This is a genomic window from Pseudoalteromonas sp. S8-8, from assembly GCF_000497875.1.
Taxonomy (GTDB): Bacteria; Pseudomonadota; Gammaproteobacteria; order Enterobacterales; family Alteromonadaceae; genus Pseudoalteromonas; species Pseudoalteromonas arctica.
Map to the genome: position 1 here is coordinate 50,152 of NZ_AUTR01000047.1, position 16,892 is coordinate 67,043.

At 37.3% G+C, this 16,892-nt stretch carries 22 protein-coding genes; 8 read left to right on the forward strand and 14 right to left on the reverse strand.

Annotated features, from left to right (window positions below):
• From L659_RS1000000123250 to L659_RS0116280, 8 genes are all read left to right on the forward strand, one after another.
• On the forward strand, window positions 1–960 hold the full coding sequence (locus tag L659_RS1000000123250) for a S49 family peptidase (protein WP_024591233.1): 960 nt from the start codon (window positions 1–3) through the stop codon (window positions 958–960).
• A 224-nt stretch (window positions 961–1,184) separates the two neighbouring features.
• Window positions 1,185–1,529 (forward strand): hypothetical protein, encoded by a 345-nt coding sequence (locus L659_RS0116250; RefSeq protein WP_024591234.1) that lies wholly within the window; start codon window positions 1,185–1,187, stop codon window positions 1,527–1,529.
• 155 nt (window positions 1,530–1,684) lie between these two features.
• Window positions 1,685–1,984, forward strand: a complete 300-nt coding sequence (gene traL / locus L659_RS0116255) for a type IV conjugative transfer system protein TraL (protein WP_024595919.1) — start codon at window positions 1,685–1,687, stop codon at window positions 1,982–1,984.
• An 11-nt stretch (window positions 1,985–1,995) separates the two neighbouring features.
• Window positions 1,996–2,646, forward strand: a complete 651-nt coding sequence (locus L659_RS0116260; protein ID WP_024591236.1) for a TraE/TraK family type IV conjugative transfer system protein — start codon at window positions 1,996–1,998, stop codon at window positions 2,644–2,646.
• 9 nt (window positions 2,647–2,655) lie between these two features.
• On the forward strand, window positions 2,656–3,723 hold the full coding sequence (locus L659_RS0116265; protein WP_024591237.1) for a TraK domain-containing protein: 1,068 nt from the start codon (window positions 2,656–2,658) through the stop codon (window positions 3,721–3,723).
• A 119-nt stretch (window positions 3,724–3,842) separates the two neighbouring features.
• Window positions 3,843–5,078 (forward strand): TraB/VirB10 family protein, encoded by a 1,236-nt coding sequence (locus L659_RS1000000123255; protein ID WP_196812474.1) that lies wholly within the window; start codon window positions 3,843–3,845, stop codon window positions 5,076–5,078.
• The gene (locus L659_RS0116275; RefSeq protein WP_024591239.1) at window positions 5,078–5,518 is read left to right on the forward strand and encodes a hypothetical protein; all 441 of its coding nucleotides are present in this window, start codon (window positions 5,078–5,080) and stop codon (window positions 5,516–5,518) included. Before L659_RS1000000123255 ends, L659_RS0116275 begins: the two co-directional genes overlap by 1 nt.
• 478 nt (window positions 5,519–5,996) lie before the next feature.
• Entirely contained in the window at window positions 5,997–6,971 is a 975-nt protein-coding gene (locus L659_RS0116280) for a hypothetical protein (RefSeq protein ID WP_024591240.1), read from the forward strand.
• Between the two features lie 221 nt (window positions 6,972–7,192).
• Here the strand turns inward: L659_RS0116280 and L659_RS0116285 are convergent, their stop codons facing one another.
• The 14 genes from L659_RS0116285 to L659_RS0116350 form a co-directional block, all read right to left on the reverse strand.
• On the reverse strand, window positions 7,193–7,447 hold the full coding sequence (locus L659_RS0116285; protein WP_024591241.1) for a hypothetical protein: 255 nt from the start codon (window positions 7,445–7,447) through the stop codon (window positions 7,193–7,195).
• Window positions 7,448–7,456: 9 nt separating this feature from the next.
• The gene (locus tag L659_RS1000000124075; protein ID WP_259398326.1) at window positions 7,457–7,588 is read right to left on the reverse strand and encodes a hypothetical protein; all 132 of its coding nucleotides are present in this window, start codon (window positions 7,586–7,588) and stop codon (window positions 7,457–7,459) included.
• Window positions 7,589–7,917: 329 nt separating this feature from the next.
• Window positions 7,918–8,349, reverse strand: coding sequence for a hypothetical protein (locus tag L659_RS0116295; RefSeq protein WP_024591242.1), 432 nt, complete (start codon window positions 8,347–8,349; stop codon window positions 7,918–7,920).
• A 143-nt stretch (window positions 8,350–8,492) separates the two neighbouring features.
• Complete coding sequence (locus L659_RS0116300; RefSeq protein WP_024591243.1) at window positions 8,493–9,941, reverse strand: hypothetical protein; 1,449 nt, start codon at window positions 9,939–9,941, stop codon at window positions 8,493–8,495.
• A 433-nt stretch (window positions 9,942–10,374) separates the two neighbouring features.
• Window positions 10,375–10,905, reverse strand: a complete 531-nt coding sequence (locus tag L659_RS1000000123260) for a single-stranded DNA-binding protein (protein ID WP_024591244.1) — start codon at window positions 10,903–10,905, stop codon at window positions 10,375–10,377.
• A gap of 77 nt (window positions 10,906–10,982) precedes the next feature.
• Entirely contained in the window at window positions 10,983–11,279 is a 297-nt protein-coding gene (locus tag L659_RS0116310) for a hypothetical protein (protein ID WP_139016103.1), read from the reverse strand.
• A 97-nt stretch (window positions 11,280–11,376) separates the two neighbouring features.
• Complete coding sequence (locus L659_RS0116315; RefSeq protein ID WP_024608182.1) at window positions 11,377–12,174, reverse strand: hypothetical protein; 798 nt, start codon at window positions 12,172–12,174, stop codon at window positions 11,377–11,379.
• An 11-nt stretch (window positions 12,175–12,185) separates the two neighbouring features.
• Window positions 12,186–12,617, reverse strand: a complete 432-nt coding sequence (locus L659_RS0116320) for a hypothetical protein (RefSeq protein ID WP_024591247.1) — start codon at window positions 12,615–12,617, stop codon at window positions 12,186–12,188.
• A 111-nt stretch (window positions 12,618–12,728) separates the two neighbouring features.
• A complete protein-coding gene (locus tag L659_RS1000000123725; RefSeq protein WP_155945835.1) occupies window positions 12,729–12,905 on the reverse strand; it encodes a hypothetical protein in 177 nt (58 codons plus the stop codon).
• Window positions 12,906–12,928: 23 nt separating this feature from the next.
• Window positions 12,929–13,720, reverse strand: coding sequence for a PRTRC system ThiF family protein (locus L659_RS0116330; protein ID WP_024591248.1), 792 nt, complete (start codon window positions 13,718–13,720; stop codon window positions 12,929–12,931).
• Window position 13,721: 1 nt separating this feature from the next.
• Window positions 13,722–14,468, reverse strand: a complete 747-nt coding sequence (locus L659_RS0116335) for a PRTRC system protein B (protein ID WP_024591249.1) — start codon at window positions 14,466–14,468, stop codon at window positions 13,722–13,724.
• A 77-nt stretch (window positions 14,469–14,545) separates the two neighbouring features.
• On the reverse strand, window positions 14,546–15,892 hold the full coding sequence (locus L659_RS0116340; protein WP_024591250.1) for a hypothetical protein: 1,347 nt from the start codon (window positions 15,890–15,892) through the stop codon (window positions 14,546–14,548).
• Between the two features lie 127 nt (window positions 15,893–16,019).
• Window positions 16,020–16,229 carry a hypothetical protein gene (locus L659_RS0116345; protein ID WP_024591251.1) on the reverse strand — a complete coding sequence of 70 codons (210 nt, stop codon included), beginning with the start codon at window positions 16,227–16,229 and terminating at the stop codon, window positions 16,020–16,022.
• 23 nt (window positions 16,230–16,252) lie between these two features.
• Entirely contained in the window at window positions 16,253–16,795 is a 543-nt protein-coding gene (locus L659_RS0116350) for a hypothetical protein (RefSeq protein WP_024591252.1), read from the reverse strand.
• Window positions 16,796–16,892: the final 97 nt, after the last annotated feature.

The window sequence follows — 16,892 nt, forward strand, 5'->3', positions numbered from 1 at the left end:
ATGATTACAAATTTACTAAGAAAACTTAAAAGAAAAAAAGTTAAGCAAGTTAAAGTTCAACCTGAAAATTTAACACAGGCCATATCAGAGTTAACTTCAACAGTTGAATCTAAGTTAGGACCAGTAGCTAAGGCTTATTCATTTTCACAGGTTTTTAAAACATTCATTATATTTGGAGGCTTCTTAACGGCCATATTAATAAACTGGAAGACAGAGACATTAGAAATAAATAAGCCTAAGTATGTATCGCAAATAATGCTTGAGGGTGAGATGACTGATGCTGGTGGCGGCTCTGGCTACAATTTAGCGAAAGAAATACAACGCGCGGATAAAGACGAAAGGGCGAGTGCAATAATGCTAATTGTTAATTCTGGTGGTGGTTCGCCCGTACAGGGAGAAACGGCTTATTCATTTATAAAAAGTTACACAGATAAACCGGTAACTGAACGAAAGCTGCTCTATGTAAGCATTCAAGCCATTTGTGCCTCAGCGTGTTACCAAGCTATATCGCCTGCAGATAAAATATATGCCCACAAAAGTTCGATGGTTGGCTCTATTGGTGTGCGAATTGATTCATGGGATTTAACGGGTTTAGCTGAGAAATTGGGAGTTAAAAAACAAATTTTAACTTCCGTGGGTAAAAAGGTAATCATTGATCCATTTAAAAAACTGAAAGTTGAAGATGAACAGCTATTGAAAGATTCGTTAATGATGCCAATGCACACCAATTTCGTTTCATCTGTGCTTGATGCGAGAAAAGACAAACTTGCAAACGATCCTGAACTGTTTAATGGAATGGTGTGGCTTGGTGAGGATGCTAAGTCAAAAGGCTTTATAGATGGGATAAGTAGCACAATAGAAGTTGAAAATGAATTAATGGAGATGACAGAGACTAAAGATGCTAAGTCAGTTAGTGCTCAAGGTTTCAGCATTAGTCGCCTAATAGGTGGAATTTTATAAATGTATACCTTAGAGGTGCGATTTTAACCCTCTGTAAAATTTAAAATAAGCCAAGTTAAAGGTAATAATGATTTTGCTGAGAAGGACTAGGAACACATTAATGTGCTCCTTTAAAATTAGCATAGCTTAGAGGGGCCATTTTAGTACGCTCTAAAATTTTAAAATGAATGAATTACAGTGAATAATCACTTTGAATTAAAACAACTCATTAATCGGAGATAACCATGAGTATAGCAATTGCAAACATCGACAACATGAATAACGTTGAGACATCTAAAAAAACTAAATACCTTCTATTAGCACTAGCTATAGTATGTGTAGTGTTTTCATCACTAGCACTTGCTGCAGGTAGTGGTACCGAATGGAACTCGATATATACAACGTTTGATGGTTGGATAAAAGGTATTCCGGGTAAGACTATTTCGCTATTAGCATTTGGTTACTCTGTTTATAACATCACTCAACAAAACTACACTATGGCTGCTGGTGCATTCCTTGGTGCAGTATTAATGGTAAATGCTGGTTCAGTATTAGATTTAATCTTTACCGCTGGTATCCCAGGCCTTTAATAACACACTTAGTTTCCCTCCTAGAAAAAAGGCTCATTTTGAGCCTTTTTTTTTGATCTAAATAATTAGAGGTATCAAATACACCCTCTCTAATTTTATGCATTCGTCTGTTAACGGTAAATAATAGCGAATAGATTTTAATGAAGGACAAACAAATGTCAGATAATCCTTTTCAATACAGAATGCCAAAACGCATTAATGAGCCACTTACTCTCATATTATGGCCAATGCATTATGTGCTTATGCCCATCATGTGTTTTGGATTTGGCATATTGATCAACAAACCAATGGAACTACTTACTTTTGGTTTAATTTGGTTTTTTACACTGAAATACACCGAAGAACGTTACTCAAGAGGTTTTATCCTTCACTTCCTATGGTGGCATGGCGCTTTGCCATTTTTGAAAAAAAGTAAATATATACCTGACCCATATAGTCGTGAATATTTTCAATAGGAACTCATTAGATGAAAAGAAGTGAAAGCAAAGTTTTAAAATCCGTTAGCGAGATTCAAACAAATCAAACTAAAGATACAATAATTAAATACGGTCTACTTGCCATTGCAGGGGTATTAGCTTGCGCATTGGCTTTTAAAGATACAGAAGTAATCGCCACCCCTCCTAATTTCACACAGCCTTTAGTCGTTGCGGGTAATGTGGCTAATAAAGAATATAAATTACGATGGGCAGTTGCGGCAGCGTCGATAGCAGGGAATTTATCGAAGGACAATGCTGATTTTGTATTGAATCAACTGGATAGCATGCTTTCACCTTACTTACGGCAGCAAATATTACCCTCTCTAAAAAAAGAGGTTCAGATTTTAATAGCAAGAGATGCAGAGCAAACCTTTGTTATCAAAGACGCTATTTATGACCCTGTAAAGGACTTGGTTTGGATCTGGGGTGACAGAACTATCAAACTAAAAGCCACTGCCAATAATATCAATTTACCTCAAAGATGGACGTATGAGTTCAGAATTAAACCTTTCTCTGAACGCGCTGCTATTACACACTTTAACTCATACAAAGGTCTGCCAAAGAACCGTGATGTTGAATATCTGGTTGAAGAAAACCCAATGTTAACTGCTGAGCTTAAAAAAGTCATAAGTGACGATTAAGGAATGAAAATGAAATTAATAAATAAAATAACAGCATCTATCTGTTTATCACTGAGCTTAATGCCGGCAGTCTATGCACAAGATGAAGGGTTAGACATACCAATACAAACAAACTTTGGTAGAAAACCAATGAATGCAACACCGGCGGGTCAACCAGCTTATAACGGGGCCGCTGAGTTGCGCGCTGCAACTAATAGCTTTGTACCTAACGAAACTAATAGATCAGCGTCAAACACTCCTGTAAGTAAGAGTAGTAATGAACCTGATTTCTTACAAAAAGTGAAACAAAGCTTTAAACCCGAACAATCTTACAACCTAAAGCCGGGAAGAAACATAGTAATTCCAGTCGGGCAGGGATTTAGTAATGCCATACGAACTAACTTTAGAAGTTTATCTGTAAAAACAAGTGCTAACTCAGAGCAAGCTTTACTTGAGGTTGAGGACGGCCACTTGTATGTGACGTTGAGAACAATGCAACCAATTAGTTTATTACTATCTGAAGACGGTGTTATTGAATCTGAAATCTCCATCGTATTAGTACCAATGGCTTCACCACCAGCCATGGTAGATATTGATATAGATATGCCAGCTGAGATGACGTTAAAAGCGCTGAATCATTTTAACGAAATGGAAAAACAGAAAAAAATTGATAAAGCGACTCTTGAAGCGCAAAACGCACCGGTACTGCGTTCATCAAGTTATCAAAAAAGTATTGTTTCTATCTTGAAACCGATAGCGCAAGGTAAGACCCCATCTGGATACTCAATAACGAACGATATACCAAATTATCTTAAGCATCCGTGTCGTATAGCTATATATCATGAAGCGGGTCAACGATTAAGTGGAAGCCAGGACTTTATTGATGTAGTTCTTGTGCACAATGATAGCGATCGTGTTTACCAAGTACGTGAAGAAATGTGTCTAAACGATGGGGTTACATCGGTTGCGCTATATCCAAAGTCTTACTTACAACCAGGGGAAGAAACAGAGATTTATATTATTCGTAAACTGAAAAAGGCAAGCGCGGAGTCATATGGTCAGACTAGACCACGCTTAACAATGGGGGCAGGTGAATGATTCAGGAAAAGCTAAAAACCTATATTGAAGACAACCCATGGTTACGCAAGGGCATTCTAGGAATCATATTTCTGGTTATTCTTTGGTTTGTTGGGGGTTCACTTTTTACAGATGACACTATGAGTGAACAGCAGGTTGAAAGTCAGTCTGTAACATCAATTTTGGGCCTATCTGACACATTGGGTACAATGGACCAACAAGAAGCAGAAGGTATTGTTGATGAAATGAAAGTTCGTTTAGCCGATAAAGAGCGCGAAATGGAGGCTAAATACAATAAAGACGCTGAAAACCTTGAACAATTGAAACTTTCAATGCAGCAAATGCAAAATGAGATGTTTGAGCTAAAAAGGAAGAGCGCTACGAACACAAAACCAATTGATATAAGCACTAAGTTGCCTAGCAAACAGTTTCAAGTACAAGGTGAGCCAGTCAGTTACCAAGCAGATCAGCAAAACCAAAATGTACTATATAGGCCACAAACTGAGATAATAACGCAATCACCCCAAATTAAAGGCAACGTTATTAGAACAATTACTCAACGCAGTATACGTGAAGTGCAGCGCTCTGGTGAAGTAACCATTAGTGATATTAAAGTTCAGCGTTTAACGAATGACAATCAAAATGTAGACGATAGTCGTGAAGGGCAAATTGCTAAAAATAATGACGAAAGAAACCCATCAGCAAAAGGTGATAAAGGGGAATTTACATTAGCAATGGGCTCAATATTATCGGGCACGTTAATAAATGGTGTTGCGGCGCCAACAAAAGTAGGTTCACAAGATACACCTATCCCTATTTTACTTCGTGTAAAACGAGAAGCGATTATGCCTAACTTTTTCTCACTGGATATACGTGAGTGCATGGTCCTTGGTGCAGGTATTGGTAACCTAGCAAGCGAACGCGTTGAAATCCGTGCAGAAGCAATTTCATGTATTACCAATGATGGCCAAGCCATTGAAAAATCATTAACGGCTTATGCTGTGTCTAGTTCAGATGGTTTAACAGGTATACGTGGTACGGTAATCGAGCGAAGTGGTAAAGCAATAGGCAACTCTATAAAAGCAGGCTTTTTATCAGGTTTTGCAAGTGCTGCTGCGCCGCAGCAAGTACCTTCGATTAATACTGAGCTTTCTGCATCAACCGTATGGCAAAGCCAAAACCTGAACCAGTACGCTGGAGCAGGAATAATGGAAGGTGCAAGTAGCGCCATGGAACGTGTAGCTTCATATTACTTAGCAATTGCTGAGGCTATGTGGCCTGTTATAGAGATTCCAGCAGGTATTGAAGTAGATTTCTTAGTTCAGAAGGGAATGACCTTACAATTGAACCAAGATGATATTAAGGACCAAAAATAATGGCCGGTTATTTAACAAAACTAATTTTAGCCACCAGCCTTGCTATTTTATTGTTGGTAAGCGTTAAAACTTACCAACAGACAAAGCAAATAGCACAGCTGCAGCAACAAGTAAGTAAAAAATCATCTCAAGTGATCGCATTAAATGGTAAGCGATTAATTGATAAGTTTATGCGTGATGGAAACACACAAGCGGAGTCAATGGAGGCATTCGCGCTATTAATTAAAATGATGGAGGATGAGGGAGTATTAATTATTGATAGTAATCAAACAATAACTGCGCCAACAGACAAGCAATTTAAAGACCTGCGCGTAAGCGATATAAACGCGATGGCTAAAGATAAAGGTATAAATATAGTTAAGTTTCGAGATGAAATAATCGAGCAGGCAAAGAAGGAAACGGACAGAATGATAAAGGAGTTAGAAGCGCTTCAAAGGTAGATTTAAAAAGGCCAAATACCCAACGGAGAGTAGTGTTGGATACTCGGCCTAACCCTTGAGAGACATAATACGTATTTCGAGTTTTTAGGCTACTGATTAGAAAAGGGTACAAATAAGCATAAAAAAGTGATCATCATTTGTGAATTATCTTGATCTAACTATTTAAGCGAAGTATCCTTTGATCGAAATTCGATAAATAATTGAATAATTAACATATAGATAAGGCTAAGCACAACGAAAAACTAACAATAAAGTAACATTGCTAAGCAATAGAAAAACAAAAACCGACATAAAGTCGGTTCTAGGAAGGTTTTATATTTATGTAATGTTGTAAGCAACCAGCGCCAACTGGTAAGTCCCACGTAACTTAGGACAAGCTTATAACTACATAAAAATAAGGTCAAGGGCTTTTTTGGCTAAAATTTAAGTTATAAGTGTTTTTTATGAAAACTACTCTATCTGATCGTAGCATCAGACCATGAGCGACACTGTAATAACAGGTCGCTCTGTGCATAGGCATTTGACTCCGCATTTCGATTTTAAAGCTAAAAATCCAATTGCTAAGCTGCTTATTGCTCGTATTGAAATGCATGATTTCAAACTTAATACGTTCTTAAACAAAGCGCGATACGCTGGTGGCATGCTAAATCTTGGTTTCAGTACCATCGCACTAGCGGCGCGAACTAACCGTATGCGAATAGAAAGAGAGCAAACCCTTCGCGAAACGATGAAGGCGTTAGTTTACTGTGCCTCATACAAACCCTATTCTAACTCCCTGTTTGAAATTAAAATGTCCATTAAAGCTTTGGCCAAAATGGTTAATCAACTTCACATATCAGAGCCAACAGCCAAATACCGCCATGGTCGTGAAAACTACAACCCTGTAATTAATGCATTAAAGGATTTAGCAGCTGCAGGGCTGGTCATGTTACAACAGAATTACAGCGTTAAACTAAAGCGCTATCAAAGTATGCGTATCTTCATCACCCCAGAGTTATTTGCATCACTTGGTATCAATAAAAAAACAGTTAAGAAGCTAATACACTCACAAAATAAGCACGATATTAAAAATGGATTTGATGTAAATAAATCAAATAGAATGGAGCATTTACGCGCGCAAAGTAATGCGGCCATACAAGAACACGACAGCCATAGCTTAAAAACATTTAAGGCTCGTCTTAAAAATGAATTCAATGTTCCTGACGATATACGCGAGATGAAAGAAAAGGTAACGTCGCTAATTAAAAAGAAACAAAAGGAAGTTGGGAGCGAACAAAAACCAGGGGCAAATCCACAACAGGTGTTTAACCGGTTAGTTGTACAATTTAATGTGCCTGCGTTTAAAATTTATGAATTAGAGGAAAACATAAAGCAAGAACATCCCTATATTGAGAAAGCCTCCCCCCCTTACTACGAGCTGTTAATAACACTACTTAAAGAAAGTCACCAATAATTCACTAGATGAAAGCACACGGCTACCCAGCCATCAATGATCTATCAAAAAACACCTAATTTCAGACGAAACCAACCCATAAATACGAGTTTAATTATTTCTTAATGATACTAAAGTTGAGTGCTATTATTTTTAGAACAATTAATTGGGGTATTTTTTAACACACATACTTAAATAAATTTATTAGAGCTGGCTTTTAAGCCCAGCATCTAATTTAACTATTAAAATTCTTCACTATCATTTATAGACATCACTACTAGATTATTTGGATCTGAATAATAATCTGGAGGTAAAGTGCCATCAAACTCTAACAAAAAATCGTCATCGTCATCGTCAGAATTAACACTCTTATTTTGATTGGGTAACAGCACACCAACCTCACGCATTTGCTCATCAGTAGCGGTATCAGAAAACATTGATGAGCTAGTAGTAATCAAGAAAAACACACCCATTAAAATTACGACGAAAATAATCATAGAGCTCTCCTAGTGAACTGTTGGTTTAGTAAAGCGTTCAGACTTTGCTTTAATTGATTTGATTAATTCTTGGCTAGATCCTTTAGTTAAACCAAGTTGCTTTTGTGCCTCAAGTAAACGTTTGTTGAAAAGTGATTCCATTGTCTTAAATGCCTGTCGTGAGTTGATGAAATAATAGTATCAATATTCGATATTTGAGCTACTGATTGGAAAACAGTTACTGAAAGGGTTTCTGATAAGTATTCGGTTACCTATAGCCGAAATACTATTTGGTTCACTGATCTATGTTGACAAGCTTATTGAGTTATAAATTAGAATAGAGCGTAATCTTGGTTTTGAAACTGCCGGAAAAGAATACCAGGCAAGAACATACACATTAATGTACTGATATTAGTCAATGAAAGCAGAGTATCGAGATAGGCAAAAAAAATGCGCTGAACAGCGCATTTGATTACATTTAATGGTAGATGTTAGCTATTAAACTCTAACTTACGCTTCAGCGCGTTTAGGCCTCTTAAAGCATTAAAGGTAATTGCTTTGCCTATCGGCAGTGAAAAAGACATTAATGGTAAACTTAATTCATTGTTTTTATTTAAGTAGTGCAGCTTAGCACCCAATAGGTAACTAAAAACGATGTATATATCTTGATGATAAGCATCTGTCCTAGAACAATATATTACCCGGTGAAAGATAGAGCTTTTATTATCAACTGGATGGTGTGCATCACGGACATTAAAAACATTAACTGGTTCGCCACAGCACTCACATGAAGTAGGTCTAGCTATTTGTACCTGAACACCATTAGAACATGCAAAACCTATATTAGCGCTTCTATTACTTTGGAACGATTCTTTGATTGGTTGAGCTATTAAGCTCTCAACTTTACTCTGTACTTTTTCCATTCTAATTCTCTTGTAATAATTGCTGGTAACTCGTTGTTGCAGAATAATTTTAATTTAATAATCAGGAAGTGAATGTGTGATTCGCTTCCTCAATTGTAAAACAACGATACTGGCTGAAAGTGTATAATAGCGTGCACTGAAATTTAGTCGTCATAATCAAGGGCTCGTGACATAACAAAACCAGCAGTGCCATCATGCACCACCTGCGCCCAACCCCAATCATCCAAACCAATTAAAGCAACCTCATCACCAGCATCTAAACTTCCGATAACATTGCTTTGTGGGTGTGCATTCTCTCTAAAGTTAACAGGTCGATTAATAACTGCAACGACCTTTTGAATATTTCGATCCATTGGCTGAGCTTTAACCTCTTCATCAATTTCAATGTTACTCTGTAACTCTAAAGCATCATTTTCACTGGTTTCAGTTTCACTCTGTGACTTTATATCAATCAAGTCAGTTTCAATTGCAACAGGGGCAGGAATGGCCATTGGTCGAATATCTTCATTGACTCGCGCAGCATTTAATAAAGATTGCTCTGCAAAGCCATAAACACTTAGTTCATCTTCAACAACAAAAACACTGCCGTTTTGAAGTTCATCTACAACATTGAAACGAGCACCGCTTTTAACTAGGACTGGAGGAAGGTCGTTTTCCTGCGCGATTGATGCTACATAAATATCTTTTTCGGTCGTTATTACTTTTTTTGAATCAAGTATCAAGTTTTTGTAAGGTAACGCTCCATCTACATCATTTGAAATAGCCTGTGTTAGTAGTGGCCACGCCTTGCTGTACGACTTGTAATAATTGATGTAATACTTTGCCAGGGTGAACGATGCGTTATTGTCGCCCTCTGAATGTAACTTATTCAGAATTGATTCTATGAAAGGGTGATCTGCACTGATGAATGTTCCTCTGTCATAGAGTGATACTAAATCAGTCATTGCGTCTGTATTACCATGTTTGGCAGCGACTTTAAGCCACAAAATAGCAGGAGAGGCATCATTCAACGGTTGTTCTGTATCAAGTTTTAATAACTCTGAGGCATAGATGTATTGCGCGGTATCATTTCCCGCTTGAGCGGCTGCGATAAGCGCTTTTTCAGCTTGTTTTGTTTTCCCTTCACGCTTTTCTAAAATGTATAGATTTAGGTAGCCAAGTGCATCCCCTTTTTCACCCGCTTGAGAATACAAATTTCGAGCTTCAATCAAGTCATTTTGCTGTTCTTTAATATAGGCCATGTTAACTAACGACTTTACATACCCATTATTAGCCGCATCTTGGTAAGCGATATAGGCTTTCTCTAAGTCTACCTGACCGAGAACACCTTTTTCATACAACACGCCCACCATGAATTGTGCTTTTGGATTACCTGATCTAGCTGCGCGTAGTATTAATTCCGACCCTTTTTCGGTTAAATCACCTGCGACATTCACTTGCTTTGTTAGCATTAACTGGCCAAGTAAAAGTTGGGCTGAAGTATCACCCACATTGGCTTTTTGCTGTAGGTCTATGATTTCGTTTTGCTCAATACTCAGTGCGCTAAATGAGATTGCAGCCAGTAGGCTCGTGTAAATTAACTTCTTTAACATTATTTATTCCGCTTATGAGATGTATAAGCGTATTAAAACGTTTTTAATCTAGGAAGTTAAAAAATAGAGATGCCTAAAAAGGGGTGTGTAAATTTAAATGTTTGATATTTGATTTAGAATAAATGGGGAAATGGCGCACCAGTGGAGAGTAACCAATTCAAAACTGGCGCGACACCAAAACTAAAAGTTTTTTCTGCTCAAACCCTTAGAGCAGATCTTCATTTTACACAACATTCCTTTTAATTCAATGTGTAAAATGAGTATTTCAACACAAGAACAAGGGAAATTATTCTCTTTATAAATAACCCTTGTTCGCCAATATATTATTGGGGGGTAAACTAGTAAGGGAAAGATTCAGGGCTAAATTCGGGTCGCCGGTAGGTATTAGATATAAGAATGAAAAAAGAGTGCTCAGTGGCACTCTTTGATGGTTTTACTCAAAATCTGAGTCAGGTGCAAAGCCTTCAGCATGCATTGCCTGATATTGATTGCTAGGTCTTGGGGCGCTCTTGTGTGGTTCTTGCTGCTGAACTCCCGCGCTTTTCTGTTGATATTCGTTATGAGTAGTGGGTGCAGGTTTATTATCTTGGTGTTGATCGTCAAGTTCGTTTGCATTGTTATCGGTATAAGCATGGTCTTTCTTTTTACCATCTAAAAACTTGATAGTGTGGCCTTTAATATTTTTATGATAAATTTTACCTTTCACTGAATTATTCTCAATAGAAGTGCTTTGCTCACCGAGTACAAACACCAAACTCCCTTTTTTAAGGTATGTATTTATATTTTCTGCCACTGTACCTGTGAAAAAAACATCATGGCTTTCAGTTTTTTTCTTATTCTCACCATCGCTTTTGTAATATGTATTTGTACCGATACGAATATTAACGATAGCTGTACCTTGCGTTGTATAACGAAGAATCGGGTCTTGGAATAAATTACCTAGAACTAGCGTTTGATTGAACATAATAAAAATCTCTATAAAGTTTGTTGGTGTATTTGGTTATTAAAGCATCATTTACATTTCTGGCTACTAAGCTAGATTTACCCTCTGGCCTTTTTATAATTCTGGAATGAGGCTGATTTCATTTCTGCATTCAATAGACAGCGTTCTGCTATGAAATAAAGGCTAATAAGCAATAATGCATATTTAACGCTCTCTTTAAATACAGCAAAAACATACTGAGTTTCGTTGATAGCGACATTAGCATCTGTTTCAATATGAACTGGGGGGAGGATAGATAACCAAATAAACATAATTGACGCTGTTAAGATGATCGTAAAGCAGGTTGCAGCAATAAAAAATCTTAAAAATCTATATATGTAATTTAAAATACTCATTCGTTTCTCTCTCGAAGTACAAAATAATTAAACTTAGTTTTACCTTTATTGAGGGAAAGTGAAAAAAATAGAGAGGGTCAAAACACCCTCTGTAAATTTATCCCACCAACTCAAAACGAGTTTGACTTAGCTCAGAGAAATCATAATAGGTTGAGTAGTTACCTTCTGGCTTTGTTGTGCCCTCGATAGAGGCTTTCGTAATAAGCGCATCATCATGCAAGTAAATACCCTGTAGGCCATTTACTTTAGCGGTCGTAATATTTGAAACATCATGAGCAAAGAGATCTGCAGGATGGCCATTAAGCATGTAATCACGCCCTCGAAGTAATACATGATTTATTAAACCTTCCGCAATGGGGCTATGTGTTATATAGCTAGTTGTATGCCTAAGCTTTAAATAAGAGCCTATAAAGTAATAGAGTGAAGGTACATTGTAGTTGTCTCTTGCCTCATACCCACTTGTGCTAATACTGATTGAAGAACTCACACTCAACCCAAAGTCAGCACCAAAGAACTGAGTCGCTTTTTCTAAAAATGTTTCATCTTTGCGTACTGAAAAAGAAGATAATTGCTTTGTTACTGGGTCTGGACACATTGAATCAGCGAGTGTATTGATAGCTGCCGATGCTTGAGTGATTATGCTGATAATGTAATCTTTATCACTTAACGATACCGCTTTTCTAAATTCACTGCGTTCACTTACGCTTTTGGCCACTACCTTTAATTCTGCCAGCGTATTTAATGACTCGCGTTCCACCAGCTCACTCACGAAAGGGAATTGCTCAAAGCGATGGTTATTGTTCAAGAGCAACTTTATAAAGTCTCTATGCAGTAAGATATTAGACAATTGCAGGAGTGATATTTTCATTTCTTTTGGTGTTTTAATGGCAAGCATGGGGTAACTCTCTATTGATAGCTGGTGGTTGAAATGTCGCTTACAAAAGCCATGAACGAATTACTTTTGTATTCACAACCCTCAAAAGTGACTGCACTAGGAAGTTTGCCTAAAACATGAAAATAGCTACGCGCTTTACGCCTAATGTGGCAAATTGCATTTTTAGGTATAGGGTCGCTTATATCGCCTTCACGTAAATTAGCTTTAATGCGTAGAAAATTAATTTGAAGTTTCTGTTCAACCGATTTAGCTTTTGTATAAAGCACGTTTAGTTCAGGGTACATTTTCAACAGGGCGGTACTGTGACGATGTTCTAGCGGTATGCGGCTCTTAGCATGTAATCGAACTTTCATGCTTGTACGCTTTGCGTCAGCGACTTCATTGTGTAAGTCTGGAATAGTTTTAATACGAGCAAGGCGCTCTTGGTAAGTATCTATTTTCATAATGACAAACCTAACTAGATTGAATATGAGTTAAGTTTGCCAGAATAAGAAAATCACGCTACTGATTGGGAATGGGCTAAATTAAGATGCAGAACTTTTACAGAAATGGGTTTAAAAATTACTGAGTGAAAATGATTCTAAATAAATCTCTTGTGTACCAAACTTTGAAACCGCCTCTTTTGCAGCCAGTTCCAGAGCATAACCAACACATTCCCCTTTAGTATTAATTGTTTTACGAATATCTTTGCCACTTTGTTTACAGAGGAAAATAAAACTATAACTTTTCATTGTGTGCTCCCTTCATCACCAAATTAAGTGCGCTTATCGGTGAGGCCAAACATTGTCCAGATTTCAGGGTCGATTGGCAAGGCATTAACAGTAAAAGATTTTAAATCAACTAAAGCGCCATGCGCTGTAATTTCACCTTCACGGACTAACTGCCAAAAGAGCTGCGTCATTTGTAATGCTATTGCATTATTTATACCGAGCGTTTGTGATCTCATTGCTTCAACATGCGAACAACTTTCGGTTGCAATATACTCCTGTGTTTTTAGCTGCTCCCCATACAAGTCAAAAACAGAAGGTAAGCGATGGTATGGTAGGTCTTTTCTCTGTTCATACGTACCAAGCACTACTTGCCCATCAGCTCTGCTATTCCCACCATCAATCCATAAAACTTCGCTGTGTAGCCGCTTTTCTAAATACTCACCCACGGTAACACGCGCAATTGGATTATCAACACATGTAAAAACTACACAGTTATTGGGAATATACTTGTTTATATTATCGGGCGTAATACGTTCAACTACGTACTTCCACGTTAAGTTACCAAACGTATTAAAGCGTTCAATCAGTGTCTTTGCTTTAGAAAAACCGAGATCAAAATGGTAGAACGACTGTCTCCCTAAATTAGTGGGACTAACTACATCATCGTCAATTAACGTTACGTCTAGGCCAGCACTACCTAACTCCATTAATGTGTAATTAATTTTGAAAATTTGACTTATTAACTCAGAGCCAGTACCACCAGCACCAATGATTACAACTTTAGTTTTTTTGTTTTGAAATTCATTATCCGTTAGCCATTGCGGTGATTTATACATCTTATGCTCCTTGAGTTAATTTTTTAAAAGATACGGTAGACAATACAAGTTCACTCGCTTTAGGTTCGCGGTTTTCCTTTTCAAATTTCTTCCAAAAAGCAACATGCCTTGTTGTCGTCACCTCTCTTTTACTCTTAAAGGTTTTAGTGTTATTTACGTGGCTAAAATTGGTATCAAATAGCGCTGATTCACACGCAGTACGTATTTGCTTGCTATCTGATTGAACGTTATCAGGCAATGTCGCAGAGCCTAAGCAGAGCGAGCCATTAATACCTACATTCATCAATGGGGCGTTGTAGAGCTTTGTTTCAGGGGTTGGGCGAGATTTTGATTTACAGCTAAACACTCTTAAATTTCGGGCATTGCGATTTAGGGAAAAAACAAAAGATGGTGTGTGAACTTTCACTGAGAATTTATTTTCACTAGCAACAAACCAAAGTGTTCTTTTATGAGCGGGTACATACCAGATTAATTGATTGTCACTTGAATACAAAATGTCTGTATCTATCCAGTTACTTTCGCTTTCTATAGGTTCGTCTTTTAAGCTGGCGAGTGCTTTTACTGCTTGAGCAATGTCGATGAATTTACCATCTTTGATTTTATTATTCGCATCAATGTCATGGTAAGTAAGATAGGTAGATGACTCATACTGATTAACAACTATGGCACAATGGCCTTTCATGCCACCAATTTCTTCGATATTGGTGATTTGCTTTATATAATCATCAGAACTCTTTTGTGCAAACATTCTATTCGCTCCTACATTTAATATAGGTTCATAATAAAATATTTGAAAATTCAGGCTACCGAACGGGAATACCCAAACTAAAAATTAAATTGCTTTGCTCGATCACTAAGGAAAGATAAAAAGTTCATGCAATACGAGTTAATCAACGTGTTTTTTACGGTCGTTATATTGCTGTCTGTCAGTGACATTTTATAGCTTAATGTTAGCTCGTCTACTTCATAAGCATGATTGTAAACATCGTCAATCACACCGTAGGCAGCTTCATTATCGCTAGTAACGTAATCAGTTAAAACGAAGGTTCTTAGTCCAACATGATCTTCATTAGCAATTTCTAAGTAACCGTTGTCAGTTGCTTTACTGGCAACATCATAAATTGCTGTCAGTATTTTGGCAGAACTAGCCCTTTTGTTGTTAAGCTTTGAAAACATATCAGGGTCTTGAAACCTTGATGCTAAATAGCTAAAGCTGGCGATTCTAGTAAGCATTTGATGGAAAAAAGTCACCAGAGACTCCAATTCACAGTCTATGTTTATACGGCTGTTAGCAAGTTCATCTACATAACCTTCATCACACGCCATCAATCGCTCTGCATCCAAGTCATTAAAGTTCATTAAAAGTAACTCAGATATTTCAAGATCATATTCGTTTTGAATACGTGCCAGTAAAGGTAACGCTAACTTAACCCACGCAGCTTGGTCTTGTAATTCGTCTAAATCCAACTTGCTCGATAGCAGTTTATTAACTTGTGCGATTATTTTGGTGTCCGTGATTGGTTCACAACTTTCCATGTGGTTGTAATAAGATGCATTATGACCTTGATCGAATAAGTTACCCTTGCATAATAATGATACTAAGGCACTGGCGGCTTTAGAGTTAGCGCGAAAACTATCAATGTTAACAATCAAACACCCTTCAATATTAGGTGTCTCAAATACAAGTTCAGAATTGTTGTAAGAAAAGTCAAAATCAGGGCTAAATTGAGCGTCAAATTCCTCAATTAGCTCACTTGGCACACCACCAGCAATCAAGTCTTTTTTAGCAGCGTGTATATGCGGCATAAGCTGTTCAATAAGCTTAACGGGGACGTTAGCAAGTAAGTTACGAACAAGACTAATTGACTCTTTTGCTTCATCAATCGTTGTCGGACGTAGATTAGGAAGTTGATTTGAGTGAATCAAATTAAAATTAATAGCACTAATAATAGTATCTGAATAATGTTCCATAAAGTCAGATACTTGGCTTAAATAGTAACTATCATTTAACGAATTAAAGTAATTAGAGTTTTCATAAACAAGTGTTTCACCAGTAAGGCTAACTAATGGGTTAGTTACATTAATGGCGGTGCAAACATTCTTAATACGTTTATTGGCGCGTGTATCTTTTTTAATTTTTGTTTCAAAACCACAACCTTCGATGAATCGCATGTTTTGTATTCCTTCTTAAATTTAATGCTTGCACTTGGCTTACTAGCTTTTGATTTTACTGAGTTATCACTGTGTTCGGTTTTGTTAAGCTCAATCAAATAATCTAAATTTGATTGAGCTTGCGGTGTTACCCGTTCGTTTTGCATGGCGGTAACTCCACTTCGTATAGAATTGAGCCATCAGATTGCGGTATCCCATCTACTTCGAGAATATGTGTGAAGCGAAACATAGGGAAGTTAACCATTAATTGCTCAACATTTTTTTGTAGAGAACCATTTGGTAAAGGTGCATCAATCTCACGCGCACCCACTTTGAAAATTCTTTTGTGTTTATTCATTTTTTATTCCTTACTTATTAAAATTAAATGCTGTCAATATCATCGAAACCATTAAATAAATCGTGTTCAACTGCTGGTGGTTCTTGAACTACAACAGGTGCTTGTGCTGATTCATTTTTAACTGCTGTAGTAGCTGGTGCTTTAGTAGTTGGAGTGGTTGCAGTATTAGGCTTTATCTTTTCTTTAGGGGCTACGGCAGGGGCTTTGTTGGCTTCAACGGCTTTCGTTGCGCTATTTAAGGCATCTATAAAGCTTGAGTTATTCATATTTGAATTTGCTTGCTCTAATGGAGTGCCAGCACTATGCAAAAAGTCATTTAATTGCGTTTCTATGCTTTCAGGTGTGCCTGTCATAACCCAAGGGGTCGATAGGGCTGCACGAAGGTTAAAATGGCTCTCAGCGTTAGCCCTACCATCTTCTAATATGTCAGATTTACCAGACTTGCTTAATGCTGCTAACTTAGGAGTAAAAACGATAGCAAGCTCAGTGTCGTTTTTTGAAGTAACGTTAATTGCTACTCCCGCTAATGTCGCGCTATCAATGATTTTTTTAAGAGTGTTTAACATGGTTATCTCGTTTAGTTAGTATCTATGTTTTAAGTGTCTACATAGTAAAACAAACGAAAAAAACCGCTACTGATCGGGAAGTAGCGGTTTGGGTTGG

Coding starts and splice junctions, on each gene's coding strand:
- L659_RS0116310 (WP_139016103.1), bottom strand. CDS start 11,279: ATGAGTATTTTAAATTACATATATAGATTTTTAAGATTTTTTATTGCT.
- L659_RS0116260 (WP_024591236.1), top strand. CDS start 1,996: ATGAAAAGAAGTGAAAGCAAAGTTTTAAAATCCGTTAGCGAGATTCAA.
- L659_RS0116340 (WP_024591250.1), bottom strand. CDS start 15,892: ATGCGATTCATCGAAGGTTGTGGTTTTGAAACAAAAATTAAAAAAGAT.
- L659_RS0116285 (WP_024591241.1), bottom strand. CDS start 7,447: ATGATTATTTTCGTCGTAATTTTAATGGGTGTGTTTTTCTTGATTACT.
- L659_RS1000000123250 (WP_024591233.1), top strand. CDS start 1: ATGATTACAAATTTACTAAGAAAACTTAAAAGAAAAAAAGTTAAGCAA.
- L659_RS0116280 (WP_024591240.1), top strand. CDS start 5,997: ATGAGCGACACTGTAATAACAGGTCGCTCTGTGCATAGGCATTTGACT.
- L659_RS0116320 (WP_024591247.1), bottom strand. CDS start 12,617: ATGAAAATAGATACTTACCAAGAGCGCCTTGCTCGTATTAAAACTATT.
- L659_RS1000000123260 (WP_024591244.1), bottom strand. CDS start 10,905: ATGTTCAATCAAACGCTAGTTCTAGGTAATTTATTCCAAGACCCGATT.
- L659_RS1000000124075 (WP_259398326.1), bottom strand. CDS start 7,588: ATGGAATCACTTTTCAACAAACGTTTACTTGAGGCACAAAAGCAACTT.
- L659_RS0116335 (WP_024591249.1), bottom strand. CDS start 14,468: ATGTTTGCACAAAAGAGTTCTGATGATTATATAAAGCAAATCACCAAT.
- L659_RS0116345 (WP_024591251.1), bottom strand. CDS start 16,229: ATGAATAAACACAAAAGAATTTTCAAAGTGGGTGCGCGTGAGATTGAT.
- L659_RS0116315 (WP_024608182.1), bottom strand. CDS start 12,174: ATGCTTGCCATTAAAACACCAAAAGAAATGAAAATATCACTCCTGCAA.
- L659_RS1000000123725 (WP_155945835.1), bottom strand. CDS start 12,905: ATGAAAAGTTATAGTTTTATTTTCCTCTGTAAACAAAGTGGCAAAGAT.
- L659_RS0116265 (WP_024591237.1), top strand. CDS start 2,656: ATGAAATTAATAAATAAAATAACAGCATCTATCTGTTTATCACTGAGC.
- L659_RS0116295 (WP_024591242.1), bottom strand. CDS start 8,349: ATGGAAAAAGTACAGAGTAAAGTTGAGAGCTTAATAGCTCAACCAATC.
- L659_RS0116330 (WP_024591248.1), bottom strand. CDS start 13,720: ATGTATAAATCACCGCAATGGCTAACGGATAATGAATTTCAAAACAAA.
- traL (WP_024595919.1), top strand. CDS start 1,685: ATGTCAGATAATCCTTTTCAATACAGAATGCCAAAACGCATTAATGAG.
- L659_RS0116250 (WP_024591234.1), top strand. CDS start 1,185: ATGAGTATAGCAATTGCAAACATCGACAACATGAATAACGTTGAGACA.
- L659_RS0116350 (WP_024591252.1), bottom strand. CDS start 16,795: ATGTTAAACACTCTTAAAAAAATCATTGATAGCGCGACATTAGCGGGA.
- L659_RS0116300 (WP_024591243.1), bottom strand. CDS start 9,941: ATGTTAAAGAAGTTAATTTACACGAGCCTACTGGCTGCAATCTCATTT.
- L659_RS1000000123255 (WP_196812474.1), top strand. CDS start 3,843: ATGAGTGAACAGCAGGTTGAAAGTCAGTCTGTAACATCAATTTTGGGC.
- L659_RS0116275 (WP_024591239.1), top strand. CDS start 5,078: ATGGCCGGTTATTTAACAAAACTAATTTTAGCCACCAGCCTTGCTATT.